Source organism: Rhodococcus sp. B7740 (assembly GCF_000954115.1).
Classification (GTDB): domain Bacteria; phylum Actinomycetota; class Actinomycetes; order Mycobacteriales; family Mycobacteriaceae; genus Rhodococcoides.
In genome coordinates this window covers 1,940,211-1,953,434 of the sequence record NZ_CP010797.1, presented here as the reverse complement: position 1 = coordinate 1,953,434, position 13,224 = coordinate 1,940,211, and the positions used below count along the sequence as shown (strand labels likewise).

14 protein-coding genes are annotated in these 13,224 nt (G+C 65.9%); 10 read left to right on the top strand and 4 right to left on the bottom strand.

The window, feature by feature from the left end; all coding sequences use genetic code 11:
• The first annotated feature begins 345 nt into the window (after positions 1-345).
• From infA to NY08_RS08985, 9 genes are all read left to right on the top strand, one after another.
• Entirely contained in the window at positions 346-567 is a 222-nt protein-coding gene (gene infA / locus NY08_RS09025) for a translation initiation factor IF-1 (RefSeq protein WP_005140011.1), read from the top strand.
• Positions 568-656: 89 nt separating this feature from the next.
• Positions 657-770 (top strand): 50S ribosomal protein L36, encoded by a 114-nt coding sequence (gene rpmJ / locus NY08_RS09020; protein WP_025347279.1) that lies wholly within the window; start codon positions 657-659, stop codon positions 768-770.
• Between the two features lie 204 nt (positions 771-974).
• The gene (gene rpsM / locus NY08_RS09015; RefSeq protein WP_008718227.1) at positions 975-1,349 is read left to right on the top strand and encodes a 30S ribosomal protein S13; all 375 of its coding nucleotides are present in this window, start codon (positions 975-977) and stop codon (positions 1,347-1,349) included.
• Positions 1,349-1,762 carry a 30S ribosomal protein S11 gene (rpsK, locus tag NY08_RS09010; protein WP_027496331.1) on the top strand — a complete coding sequence of 138 codons (414 nt, stop codon included), beginning with the start codon at positions 1,349-1,351 and terminating at the stop codon, positions 1,760-1,762. The genes rpsM and rpsK overlap by 1 nt, the downstream gene beginning before the upstream one ends.
• A gap of 21 nt (positions 1,763-1,783) precedes the next feature.
• Positions 1,784-2,389, top strand: a complete 606-nt coding sequence (rpsD, locus tag NY08_RS09005; RefSeq protein ID WP_032397528.1) for a 30S ribosomal protein S4 — start codon at positions 1,784-1,786, stop codon at positions 2,387-2,389.
• Positions 2,390-2,488: 99 nt separating this feature from the next.
• Entirely contained in the window at positions 2,489-3,553 is a 1,065-nt protein-coding gene (locus NY08_RS09000) for a DNA-directed RNA polymerase subunit alpha (protein WP_008718222.1), read from the top strand.
• A 34-nt stretch (positions 3,554-3,587) separates the two neighbouring features.
• Positions 3,588-4,175, top strand: a complete 588-nt coding sequence (rplQ, locus tag NY08_RS08995; protein ID WP_032397527.1) for a 50S ribosomal protein L17 — start codon at positions 3,588-3,590, stop codon at positions 4,173-4,175.
• A 5-nt stretch (positions 4,176-4,180) separates the two neighbouring features.
• The gene (gene truA / locus NY08_RS08990) at positions 4,181-5,077 is read left to right on the top strand and encodes a tRNA pseudouridine(38-40) synthase TruA (RefSeq protein ID WP_045195940.1); all 897 of its coding nucleotides are present in this window, start codon (positions 4,181-4,183) and stop codon (positions 5,075-5,077) included.
• Between the two features lie 30 nt (positions 5,078-5,107).
• Positions 5,108-5,665 (top strand): NADPH-dependent FMN reductase, encoded by a 558-nt coding sequence (locus tag NY08_RS08985; protein WP_032397525.1) that lies wholly within the window; start codon positions 5,108-5,110, stop codon positions 5,663-5,665.
• A 7-nt stretch (positions 5,666-5,672) separates the two neighbouring features.
• Here the strand turns inward: NY08_RS08985 and eccE are convergent, their stop codons facing one another.
• Positions 5,673-7,367, bottom strand: a complete 1,695-nt coding sequence (gene eccE / locus NY08_RS08980; RefSeq protein ID WP_045195938.1) for a type VII secretion protein EccE — start codon at positions 7,365-7,367, stop codon at positions 5,673-5,675.
• A 93-nt stretch (positions 7,368-7,460) separates the two neighbouring features.
• Between eccE and eccB the strand changes: the two genes are divergently transcribed.
• A complete protein-coding gene (eccB, locus tag NY08_RS08975; protein WP_230597029.1) occupies positions 7,461-8,954 on the top strand; it encodes a type VII secretion protein EccB in 1,494 nt (497 codons plus the stop codon).
• A gap of 7 nt (positions 8,955-8,961) precedes the next feature.
• Here eccB and mycP read toward each other — a convergent pair whose 3' ends face one another.
• From mycP to NY08_RS08955, 3 genes are all read right to left on the bottom strand, one after another.
• Positions 8,962-10,383 (bottom strand): type VII secretion-associated serine protease mycosin, encoded by a 1,422-nt coding sequence (gene mycP, locus NY08_RS08970; protein WP_442970816.1) that lies wholly within the window; start codon positions 10,381-10,383, stop codon positions 8,962-8,964.
• The gene (gene eccD / locus NY08_RS08965) at positions 10,350-12,083 is read right to left on the bottom strand and encodes a type VII secretion integral membrane protein EccD (protein WP_082073736.1); all 1,734 of its coding nucleotides are present in this window, start codon (positions 12,081-12,083) and stop codon (positions 10,350-10,352) included. Before eccD ends, mycP begins: the two co-directional genes overlap by 34 nt.
• A 128-nt stretch (positions 12,084-12,211) precedes the next feature.
• Positions 12,212-13,201, bottom strand: coding sequence for an LLM class flavin-dependent oxidoreductase (locus tag NY08_RS08955; RefSeq protein WP_032397521.1), 990 nt, complete (start codon positions 13,199-13,201; stop codon positions 12,212-12,214).
• Positions 13,202-13,224 lie beyond the last annotated feature (23 nt).

Below are 13,224 nucleotides of genomic sequence, written 5' to 3'. Positions count from 1 at the left end.
GGGGTGCCTCGTGGTCGTCGTCGCGGACACGGCCGCCGCTGCGAGGGCAGGCGGGACGGCCCGTGTTGTGCGGCTGGGATACAGCCGGGCAGAACGCTAGCTCAGGAAATCGAACTGGGGCAACCGTTGACCCGGAGCATGGATGCGGAACGCATTTGGCCAGACGTGCATTACCCGGTAACATGGATCGACGGTGCGCCCTGCGTACCGGATGTTCGCGTGCCCTGGTGGCCTGCGAACCGTTCCGGCGACACGTCGGCCCGTCGATTCGGGTCGGTCAGTGGGCACCACGGTAACGGAAACAGATGCAATCAACCAGGTGTGAGAGCCAGGATCGCGGAGGATATGGCCAAGAAAGACGGTGCTATCGAGGTAGAGGGCCGAGTTGTCGAACCGCTGCCCAATGCGATGTTTCGCATTGAGCTCGAAAACGGCCACAAGGTACTCGCTCACATCAGCGGAAAGATGCGTCAGCACTACATTCGCATCCTTCCCGAGGATCGCGTCGTGGTAGAGCTCTCGCCCTACGACCTCACGCGTGGACGCATCGTTTACCGCTACAAGTAAGAGCTTCCCCGGCCACGTCCGGTCGGGGGGAACCATGCTCGGAGCCGCTGCCTGCAGTGGGGCCGAGCTACACACAGGAGATCAACGACGTGAAGGTTCAGCCGAGCGTCAAGAAGATCTGCGAAAAGTGCAAGGTGATTCGTCGTAACGGGCGCGTCATGGTGATCTGCGACAACCTGCGTCACAAGCAGCGTCAGGGATAACCACCGAGCATTTCGCACGTCGGCTTGGCAACAGCTAGAAGATGACCTCCCAGCACCAACCGCGACACACGCGTTGCGGCATACCCCCGGCACGGAGGCCGGGGCCCCACTGAGTTGGTTGAAAGACGCTTCACACCCCAGCGGTGAGAAGGACACAGGGGACGGACTGGGAGCAGACCTCCGGACAAGAAAAGGAAATGCCACATGGCACGTCTCGCAGGTGTGGATCTGCCGCGCGAAAAGCGCATGGAGATCGCACTGACTTACATCTACGGCGTCGGCCGTACCCGCTCGAAGGAAATCCTCACAGCGACGGGCGTCAGCCCCGACCTGCGAAGCAAGGATCTCGGCGACGACGATCTGCGCAAGCTCAGCGATTACATCAACGAGTCCCTCAAGGTCGAGGGCGACCTGCGCCGCGAGGTTCAGGCCGACATCCGCCGCAAGATCGAAATCGGCTGCTACCAGGGTCTTCGCCACCGTCGTGGTCTGCCCGTCCGTGGACAGCGCACCAAGACCAATGCGCGTACCCGTAAGGGACCCAAGCGCACCATTGCCGGCAAGAAGAAGGCGAAGTAATGCCCCCCAAAGCACGCGGTACCGGTCCGAAGAAGGCGCAGAAGACGCGTCGCAGGGACAAGAAGAACGTCCCGCACGGATCTGCGCACATCAAGAGCACGTTCAACAACACGATCGTGTCGATCACCGACCCCGCCGGAAACGTCATCTCGTGGGCGTCCTCGGGACACGTGGGCTTCAAGGGCTCGCGCAAGTCGACTCCGTTCGCCGCACAGCTCGCAGCCGAGAACGCTGCGCGCAAGGCACAGGAGCACGGCGTCAAGAAGGTCGACGTGTTCGTCAAGGGTCCCGGCTCCGGCCGTGAGACCGCGATCCGCTCGCTTCAGGCCGCTGGCCTCGAGGTCGGCACCATCTCCGATGTCACCCCTCAGCCGCACAACGGCTGCCGTCCGCCCAAGCGGCGTCGGGTCTAGCGGGAAGGAAAGGTTTAGAAAATGGCACGTTATACCGGTCCTATCACCCGCAAGTCGCGTCGTCTGCGCGTCGACCTCGTCGGAGGCGACCAGGCGTTCGAGCGTCGTCCCTACCCGCCCGGCCAGCACGGCCGCGCGCGGATCAAGGAGAGCGAGTACCTGCTCCAGCTGCAGGAGAAGCAGAAGGCTCGCTTCACCTACGGCGTCATGGAGAAGCAGTTCCGTCTGTACTACAAGGAAGCCAACAGGACCGTCGGCAAGACCGGCGAGAACCTGCTGACCATCCTCGAGAGTCGTCTCGACAACGTCGTCTACCGCGCCGGACTGGCACGTACGCGTCGTCAGGCCCGTCAGCTGGTCACGCACGGTCACTTCCTGGTGAACAACAAGCGCGTCGACATCCCCAGCTACCGCGTCTCGCAGTACGACATCATCGACGTCCGTGAGAAGTCGGCTCAGACACTGCCGATCCAGATCGCCCGCGAAAGCTACGGCGACCGTCCCGTCGCCCCGTGGCTGCAGGTCGTTCCCAACCGTCTTCGCATCCTGGTTCACAGGTTGCCGGAGCGCGCACAGATCGACGTGCCGCTCCAGGAGCAGCTCATCGTCGAGTACTACTCGAAGTAAGGCGCGGCACGCATGTGAGTCTCCCCGCGAGGCTCACATGCGTCTTCGCCTCCACACGTGGGCGTCAAATAGCGGACGCCCGTACAGGAGGAACACACAATGCTCATTTCACAGCGCCCGACGCTGACCGAAGAGGTCATCGCCGACAACCGCTCGAAATTCGTCATCGAGCCGCTCGAGCCCGGCTTCGGTTACACACTCGGCAACTCGCTCCGCCGCACCCTGCTGTCGTCGATCCCCGGCGCTGCTGTCACCAGCATCCGTATCGACGGCGTCCTCCACGAATTCACCACCGTCCCCGGAGTCAAGGAAGATGTCACCGACATCATCCTGAACCTCAAGGGCCTCGTGGTGAGCTCCGAAGAAGACGAACCGGTCACCATGTACGTCCGCAAGCAGGGCCCAGGCGCTGTGACCGCAGGCGACATCGTGCCTCCGGCCGGCGTCACGGTGAACAACCCCGATCTGCACATCGCGACCCTGAACGACAAGGGCAAGTTGGAGATCGAGCTCGTCGTCGAGCGCGGTCGCGGCTACGTCCCCGCCGTTCAGAACAAGGCATCGGGTGCCGAGATCGGCCGTATTCCGGTCGACTCGATCTACTCGCCCGTGCTCAAGGTCACCTACAAGGTGGAGGCCACCCGCGTCGAACAGCGCACCGACTTCGATCGGCTCGTTCTCGATGTGGAGACCAAGAATTCCATCACCGCGCGGGACGCGCTCGCTTCTGCGGGCAAGACCCTGGTTGAGCTCTTCGGCCTCGCCCGTGAGCTGAACGTCGAAGCAGAAGGCATCGAGATCGGACCCTCGCCCGCCGAGGCCGATCACATCGCTTCCTTCGGACTCCCCATCGAGGATCTGGACCTCACCGTCCGGTCCTACAACTGCCTCAAGCGCGAGGGTGTTCACACCGTCGGCGAGCTGGTTGGTCGTACCGAGTCCGATCTGCTCGACATCCGTAACTTCGGGCAGAAGTCCATCGACGAGGTGAAGGTCAAGCTGCATTCGCTCGGCCTCTCCCTCAAGGACAGCCCCGCGTCGTTCGATCCGAGCACCGTGCCTGGCTACGACGCCACCACGGGCACGTGGAGTGACACCGACGCCGGCTCCTTCAGCGACACCGAAGGTGCCGAGCAGGACTACGCCGAGACAGAACAGCTGTAATCAGCTCGCTGGAGCTCTTACTAGGAGATTCATCATGCCCAAGCCCACCAAGGGCCGCCGTCTCGGCGGGTCGGCGTCGCACCAGAAGGCCATCCTGGCCAACCTGGCGACGTCACTCTTCGAGCACGGCCGCATCACCACCACCGAGTCGAAGGCCAAGCGCCTTCGTCCGCACGCCGAGAAGCTCGTCACCCACGCCAAAAAGGGTGACCTGGCGCATCGTCGTGAGGTTCTCAAGACGATCAACAACAAAGATGTCGTGCACAAGCTGTTCGCCGAGATCGGGCCTTTCTTCGCCGATCGCGACGGTGGCTACACACGCATCATCAAGACCGTCCCCCGCAAGGGTGACAACTCGCCGATGGCCATCATCGAGCTCGTCAACGAGCAGACGGTGTCCAACGAGGCAGATCGCGCACGCCGCGTGAAGGCTTCGCAGGCTGCTCCCGCCGCAACCGAGGCTCCGGCCGAGGACGCGACCGACGAGAACGTCGTCGAGGCTGTCGAAGCCGACGCGACCGACGCCGAGGTGGCCAACGCCGACGCAGTCATCGACGGCATCGAGGACAACGACGCACACGCGTCGGACGCCCCCGAGGCCGAGGAAGCAAAGAAGGACTAGTCCTTTTGAGCTCCGAGCACGATCGAAGCGGGCCCGCCATTCCCTCAGGGGAAGGCGGGCCCGCTTTTTCGGTACCCACCAGATTTCGGCTCGACATCTCCTACGACGGCACGCACTTCTCCGGGTGGGCGCGTCAACCGGGCATCCGCACCGTCTGCGGAGTGCTCGAAGAAGCCTTCACCACGGTGCTGCGGCAACGGATCGAGCTGACCGTGGCGGGCCGAACCGACGCGGGAGTCCACGCAACGGGTCAGGTGGCGCACTTCGATGCCGTCGACGTTTCGGACGATCACGACAGGCTGGTCCGGCGAATGGCCCGGTTTCTGCCCACCGATGTTCGAGTACGAGCCATCAGCACCGTCTCCCGTGATTTCGACGCGCGGTTCTCGGCCTACCGCAGGCACTACGAGTACCGATTCGGCACGGCGCTCTACGGCGTCGACCCCCTCGACGTGGCCGGTGTCGTCTCCTGGCCGAGGCCCATCGATCTCGGTGCGGTGCAGGAGGCATCCGCGAGATTGATCGGTCTGCACGATTTCGCCGCGTTCTGCAAGCGACGTGACGGGGCGACCACCGTTCGAGAACTGCAGCGGTTCGACTGGGAGCGCGACGGCGATCGACTCACCGCGTACGTCAGTGCCGACGCATTCTGCTGGTCGATGGTCCGCAGTCTCGTCGGTGCCATGCAGGCCGTGGGGGAAGGTCGGCGAACTCCCGACTGGGCGCAGTCGCTGTTGACGCGCCGCGAGAGAGCGAGCGAGGTGGCCGTGGCTCCGGCGCACGGCTTGTCCTTGGTTCGAGTCGACTATCCACCGGCCGACGAACTGGCCGCCCGGAACGCGGCCACCCGCGAGGTGAGATCGGCGATCACCGGCGACGGTTGCTGTGGGGGAGAGGGCTGACCGAACGCCCCCGGGTCTACTGTCGGAGCGATGAAGCCGATACAGCTCGCCGTCGTCGTCGGTAGTGTGCGCGCCGGTCGAGTGGGCCCGACCGTCGCTTCCTGGGTTCGAGGTGTTGCCGCCGAACGCGCCACCGTCGAGGTGGTCGAGGTCGACTTGGCCGATTTCGATCTGCCGAACTCGCTCGTTCCGTGCGAGGACTCCGAGCGCTTCACCAGGACCGTCGGCGGCGCCGACGCCTTCGTGTTCGTCACCCCCGAGTACAACCACGGCGTGCCCGGTGCGTTGAAGACCGCCCTGGACACGGTGAAGTACGAGTGGCGTGGCAAGCCGGTCGGATTCGTCTCGTACGGTGGGCTCGGCGGGGGAATTCGAGCCACCGAACAGCTACGGCAGATCACCGCCGAACTGCACATGGTCTCCGTCCGAGACGTCGTGTCGCTGCATCGGGTGCGCAAGCGGTTCGACGAGTCGGGACGCATCGACGACGCAGCCGCCGTCGACGGCCTCGGGCGTCTTCTCGACCAGCTCGAGTGGTGGGCGGACGCGGTGGCAGGCGCTCGTGGGCGGGCCGACTACCCCGGTTGAGAATCGGTCAAGCACGCACGGCGGGGCGCAGGCTCCGGGGCCGGCCGATGAACGCCGTCTCCTGAGGAATCGTGACAAGCGTCAACTCGACGTCGAGTGGACCGGACCGGACTCGAATTCGATCACCCGACGCATGGGGCTGGACGATCGTCAGATCCGGTTCCGGTCGCGGGGTGCTTCGCTCCTGCTCGGTGTGGCCGATCCGCGGCACGTGCTCGGACAACGAGATCACGGTGACGCCCGAAAGTTCCTGTTGCGCAATGGGTGCCGAACCGTCGGCGAAGTCGGTGAGGATCACGTCGTACGACGGGCGGGAACGGAACGTGGTGCCGTCGACCAGTAGTCGATCGGGAGCACCGATGGCGTCGAGGAGCGCTCGCCAGGCATGGGGGCGGTCGGTGCGGACGAGGACTCTGGCACCGGTGGCGATGGCGCGGAAGAGCAGTTGCTGAGCGAGGTAGAGCTCTCCGACGACCCGAACCCGACTCAGACCCGGTCCGAACAGCCGGACCGCGACGCCGTGTCCGCCGGCGTCGGATCCCAGCAGCTGGCCGCAGCCACTCACCGGTAGCAACAACTCGTCGACCGACGAGATATCGAGAACTCGGCTGGGAGACAACGACTTCGGTACGGGTATGGCCAACGGAAGCTGTGCGAGGATGCCGTCGCGTTGACTTGCGCTCATCGAGGTCAACGCGTGTACACGAGGCTTCGTGATCGGTGTCCGGGCGGAGAAACTGCACGACCCACGCACGCGCACCTTCCCGGTGTCGCGGGTCGGCTGCAGGTGGAACGACATCGTCGTTCCGAGTGACGGTGTTGCCCACAGGGTGGCGATGTCCTCGGCAGTGATTGCGCTGCAATCGATTCCGAACACCGTGCTCGACGCACCCGGCAGGGGTGCTGTCGACCATGTCTGGGTCAGATCGTCGATACCGACCCCTCGGCACAGGTGCAACACGGCCGACCGAAGCTCGGAACCCGTCAACAGTCGCGAGGACAGACCGTGGGCGTGCAGAGCGCGAAGGACCCGCGTGGTCGCAACGACAGCGGTACGGGCGGCTCCGGCTCTCCCTCCGCCTCTGACCTCGATCGCCCGAGCATTCGCGCGCAAGTCGAGAGTCACTGCTACCCAGACGGTTCGCACCGATACCGCAGGCAGCGGACCGATGAGTCCCTCGTAGACCTCGGTGGCGACCGAACCTGCCGAGCTGCGGCAGCCGAGTGCGACGACGTCGATCGCGCGGACCTCGATGTCGTGCTGCCGCAGACACGACGCCAACGCATCGACGGGAAGTGCGTGCTGTGTAGCGGCGCTCGCCCTGCCGAGGACCGTGGTGGCGTGCCGGGGCGGGACGATCTCGAGGGTGCAGGTGACGGTGTCGCGCTGCCACTGGACCCCGACCGGGCCGTCTGCGGTGCCGGTGTGTTCCGTGGTGACGCCGACAGCGGGGGAACGATCGGCGAGGAGCCGCCAGATGGACCGAACCCAGTCGACGACCGATCTGCGCCGGATCGCCACGAACGGAACGAGCGCCACCGCCGCAGCGACGAGCAGCACCGCCCAGGGCCGCATCTGCGCCGCGAACAGCGGCAGAACGATCGCCACGGCCGCGGTCTCGGCCACGATCACCCGCCGAACCGTGGGTGCGACGAAAGGAACGGCGGCTCGCCTACGCCCTGCCGAATCGGTACGCCTCATCGAAACCCTCCCCCCGAAGGTCACAGAGCCATCGACGACCGCAACACGGTCGCCGAGGTGTGCGGACGAACTGTACTGTGTCGCGTGACCCGAATGGGGATCGGGTCGTCTGCACAGTCCTGGGGAGGAATCGTGGCGTCGACGCCGACAACGAAGTGGCAGGTCGGCGGTTACCGCTTCCTCGTCCGCAGGATGGAACACGCGTTGATCAGGCGCGACGCTCGAATGCTGCACGATCCGATGAGGTCGCAAACGCGAGCGCTGCTGGTGGGTGTCGTCATCGCCTGCATCGGTTTGGCGGGATGCGCTGCCCTGGCACTGTTTCGGCCACAGGACAAGATCGGCGACGCATCGATCGTGGTCGGCAAGGACTCGGGCGCGATGTTCGTGAAAGTGGACGACGTGTTCCATCCGGTGCTCAATCTCGCATCGGCTCGATTGATCGTCGGCAAGCCGGACGATCCGTCGACGGTCCAGGAATCCGAGTTGTCGTCACGACCTCGCGGCGCACTGGTGGGTATTCCCGGTGCACCGTCTGCGCTGCCGCACGACGGCGACGGCAACGCGCAGTCGTGGACCGTCTGCGACACCGTCGACCCGATCGCAGGAGTCACCTCGACGACGGTGCTGGTGGGCGATCCTCGCTACGGTGACAGCACGGCTGCACTCGCCGAGTCCGAGGCGTTCCTCTGGACATCCAACGGCACTGCGTATCTCGTGCACGACGGCACCAGATCGCCGGTCGACCTGAACAACAGGGCGGTGGTCCGCGCTCTCGGACTCGAGGACGCGACACCGTCCCCGGTCAGTACAGGTCTGCTCAACTCCGTGCCCGAATCACCACCCATCGCAGCGCCGTTCGTTCCCCGAGCAGGTGAGGCTCCCGCGTTCCCGTTCGACGGGCGGACGATCGGTTCGGTCGTCAAGGTCGCCGGGCGCGACGTCCAGTACTACGTGGTACTCGAGGACGGAATCCAAGCGATCGACGAAACAGCGGCCCTGCTCATCAAATTCACCGATTCGCAGGGCAGTCCGGATATCGCAGCCGTCAATCCCGACCTGCTCGCGGACGCACCCACAACCTCCTCCGGACTGGAGGTGTCGACGTTCCCGGCGACCACTCCCGAGATAGTCGATACCGGTGAGCGTCCTGTGGGATGCCTGACGTGGGAGCCGCTCGCAGTGGCGGACGGCGGACCGTCTGCTCGACTGGTCGAGTCCGCCGGCCGTGGGTTGCCGCTCGAGACCGGTGCACTACCGGTTGCGTTGGCTCAGGCCGATGGGGGCGGTGACGCCGTCGACCAGGTCTATCTGGCACCCGGTAGCGGCGGGTTCGTACGCAGTACCGGCATCTCGACGTCGAGTACACGCCAGGGCAGCGTCTTCTTCGTGGCCGACACCGGAGTGCGCTACGGCGTCGATGGTCCCGAGGCCGCGTCGGCGCTGGGGTTCGGACCGCCGGCACCCGCACCATGGCAGATCCTCCAATTGCTCGGCAGCGGGCCCACTCTGGGGCGCGGACAGGCACTGACGATGCACGACGGAGTCGGCCCCGACCCGCGGGCCGCCGCACTTCCGACTAAGTAGCGCCGGTTCAATCGGATCTACCGCGTCGGCGCAGTGGCACCGACAGGGCGAGCCCGAGCGCCAGGATCACCGCCACCAGCACCGAACCGGTGACCGCTGCGGTCCGCGGGCGATGATCCGGCGCAGGCGGTGGCAACGGAGCAGTCATCGCGACACTGTCCGCAGGCACCGACAGGGGAGCAGCCGTCACCGAATCGGTCACCGCGGCAAGCGGATCGACGATGCCGTGGCCGACGAGGGGGTTCCACCCCTCGGCCGGCGCATGCGCCGTTCGTTGGATCCGGTCCACCACCTCCAGCGCCGACAGTTCGGGGCGGTGGGCGCGCACCAGCGCCGCCACCGCAGCAACGAGCGGTGCCGCAAAGCTCGTTCCGGTCATGGGAACGACGCCATCGGTGCCCCGGGTGCCGTTCGCCAGTCCGTTTCCCGTCGGCGACAGTGAGGTCATATTCGAACCAGGAGCCGCGACGTCGACCCATGGACCGCCCAGGCTGAACGAAGACGGTGTGCCATCCGATTCGACCGAACCGACGGTCAACACGTCGTCGAACCACGCCGGAGTCGCGATGGTCGCGAAGGAGGCCCACGGGTCCGCGTCGGGCCGAAGCGGGTCCGTCATCGGGTTCTGGGCCCGGCAGGCCGCGCTGTCGAGATTACCGGCTGCTGCAACGACGACGACGTTCTTCTCTCGGACGGCGTACTGCACGGCCGCACCGAGCGGACCGTCGGGCACACCGCCTCCGGCGGGCACGCAGGCGACCTCGGAGATGTTGATGACCGAGGCCCCCGCGTCCACCGCAGTTCGGATGGCCATGGCCATGGTGCGTACGTTGCCGTAGCCGGCGGCGTTCTCCGGCTCGCCCGCCTGCTCCTCCTCCGACCTGTTGTCGACGATCTGAAAGACATTGCTGGACTGACGAATCGACAGAATTCGTGCATCGGGTGCGCCTCCGGCGAATCCGCTGCCCGGTGCGGTCTGTGCGGCGATCAGGCCGGCGACCATCGTCCCGTGCGCATCGCAGTCGAACAACCCGTCACCTGCGCTGACGTAATCACCGCCGGCGATCAGACCCGGTAGGCGTGGATGAGCGGTCACTCCGGTGTCGATGACGGCGACCACTTGACCTGCCCCACGGGTGATCGGCCAGACCGATGCGAAGTCGAGCGCCTTCAGCGCGGTCGGCACGTCCTGAACATCGGTGGCCGCGGACGGAAGGGCGCAGGCGTTCTTCTGTTCCGTGGGTTCGAGAGGGCCGGGAGGACTCGGCGGAGGCAGCTGGAACGGGTCGATCACCGGACGTTCGGCGCCTGCCGGATACACCCCGATGACCGCGTTCGAAAACAGGGCGAGAGCCGTGAACGCCGCGATGACGATCGTTCGCTGCCGGCGCGGTGTCACAGCCCGCGGACGACGCTGTACAGACCGCACACCCACACTGCGATCGGAATGACCAGGGCGATGGCCGCGTATTCCAGCAGTTCGGCCGACCGCCGCATCACCGGCGAGTACGTGCGTGTGGGCACGAAAGCTCCGAAGATCGATGCCGTCACCGCGCCGGCCAGTGCCGCACCGAACAGGGCGAGCGCGTGTACGGGTAACGCAACGAGCGCACCGATCGACAGCGCCAGCAGAATCGTCGTTCCCCCTGCAACCAACGGAACTGCGTGCGTCACCACCGCATAGGTGCGTCCGCGCAGAAGCAGGACGAGCGCACACAATCCCGCGAGCGCGACCCCCGGCCACCGGACGCCACCGTCGGAATCGGCTGCTGCCGCAACCAGCACGCCCGCCACGACGGCAACAGTGAACGCCGACAGCAGGCCGGACAGACAGCTACGCGCCACAGCTGCGGAGGCCTGCAGATCCGCGAACGAGATCGCGTCGAGCTCGGCCTCCTCGACCGTGTCCAGCGGTGCTCCTGCGGTGGGAACCGGTGGAAGCGGCAACTTGGCCTGCATCATCGACACCCGGGCAGAGAGCGCAATTCCCGCCAGGCCGGTGAGAGCGACCGCGGTGCCGATCGACGGTTGGGGCACGGTGGTGAAAAGCGCGCACACCGACGCAGCGAACGTCAGAACTGCGAGCACGATCGCAGCGGTGAACAGTGCGAACCCGGTCCCGCCGATGCGAAGGGACAGCAGAGCCACAGCGCCCGCCATGGCCGAACCCAGCATCAGCTGAGCCGCACCGAACTGCCCGGGTACCAGCACAGTTCCGCCGGTGAACATCAGCGCTACGGCACATCCGCCGAAGACGACAGCGACGGCGTACTGGTCGTACACCCGCCCCAGAATCACCCCCGCGATCGCGAAGAGAATCGACGCAGTGACGGCGGCGAATCCCTCGACGACACTGCCGACATGCTCGGCTCCCGCACGGATCGGCTCACGAACCAGGACCGCGCATGCCAGCAACACCGACAGACCGGTGACGACCGAACCCACCGTGCGCGCCGTACGCGCAGTCCACTGCCGAACATCGTCATTACCCGACCGTGCAACCGAATACATGAGGTCGTCGAACAGGGGAACCGGAGCTGGCCGCTCGGCCACACCCAGCACGAGCAATTCCCCGTCGCGCACCGACAGCTCGGCCAACGTCGCAGTCGGCGACAACGGTGGAAACCCGATCCGCGCAAGCGTCCATGCCACCGGCAACCCGTCCGACACGGGATCCCCGTCGCTCGGCTCACCGCGTCCCGAACCAGGCCGCACTCCCGCCCGCCCGGGTCGTTCCGCGGGTTCCACTCCCGCTCTCCCGGGTCGTTCCGCAGGCTCCACTCCCGCTCTCCCGGGTCGTTCCGCGGGCTCCACTCCCGCTCTCCCGGGTCGTTCCGCAGGCTCCACTCCCGCTCTCCCGGGTCGTTCCGCAGGCTCCACTCCCGCCGCCGCAATCATGTCGACGATTCCCGGAACGAGAAGGGAGACAGGAACGTCGATCGGCAGCGCCATGTCCACCTGCGTGGACCTGGCCAACACCGTCACCCGACAGACGTCCTGCGCGAAGACGGACTGTGCGCCCGATGCCCGCCGACTCGCGTCCGGCGCGGTGGGCGACTGTGTCGGATCGGTAGGTGCCGTGCGCGGTGGCACAATGCCGGCCGATGGACGGCTGTCGGCGCGTGTCATGAAGATCCCCCCGGATACGTACGATTCGCGTGCCGATGCCCGCCCCAGTGGGCATCGGTGTCCAAACCTTACGACATCGCTGCGACAATCAACCGTTCGTCGGAATCCACCTGCGACGTGCGCAGCTCTCAGGCAGGAACCAGATCGCTGACCTGTGCGAGCAACTCGAACGAGCGAAGCCACGACGCGCGGTCGGACACGCCGGACGCGACGATCAGCTCGTCCGCCCCTGTGCGTTCGGCGAATCGATCGAGATAGTCCTTCACCATGTCAGGAGTGCCCACCGCCGAGTACTTGGTCATGTTCGCGATCTGTTGACCCGCAGGCGCTTCGAGGACCATGTCGGCTTCCTCGTCGGTGAAGGTTCGGCCGCGGCCGAGCAGCAGGCTGACGCGACTGCGCTTGGTGCGCAGGAACTGAGCCTGTGCCTCGGCCATCGAATCGGCCGCGATCACGTTCACACCCACGATCAGGTGCGGCTCCGACAGTTGCGCGGACGGTCGGAAGTCTCGCCGATAGATCTCGACGGCCTGCTCGAGGGCGTCGGGTGCGAAGTGCGACGCGAAAGCATAGGGCAGGCCGAGTGCGGCCGCGAGCTGCGCGCCGAACAGCGAGGACCCGAGGATGTACAGCGGTACCTCGGTACCCGCGCCGGGAGTTGCGCTCACTCCGGGAATCAGGGACTCCGCCGACAGGTAGCCCTGCAGTTCTTGGACATCCTGGGGAAAGCGATCTGCCGACGCGGGATCTCGCCGCATCGCCCGCATCGTCACCTGGTCGCTGCCGGGGGCGCGGCCGAGACCCAGATCGATTCGTCCCGGGTGCAGCGTCGCCAGAGTGCCGAACTGCTCGGCGATGGTCAGCGGCGCGTGATTGGGAAGCATGATCCCGCCGGATCCGAGCCGGATTCGCTCGGTGTTGGCAGCGACATGCGCGATGAGCACCGACGTGGCCGACGACGCGATCGTCTTCATGTTGTGGTGCTCGGCGTACCAGATGCGTCGGTATCCCCAGTTCTCGGCATGCTGAGCGAGAGTGACGCTTGCATCGAAGCTGTCGCGGACTGTTTCGCCCTCGCCCACATGAGCGAGATCGAGGATGGACAAGGGTACGGACACGGTTGGGGCCAGCCTTTCGTTCG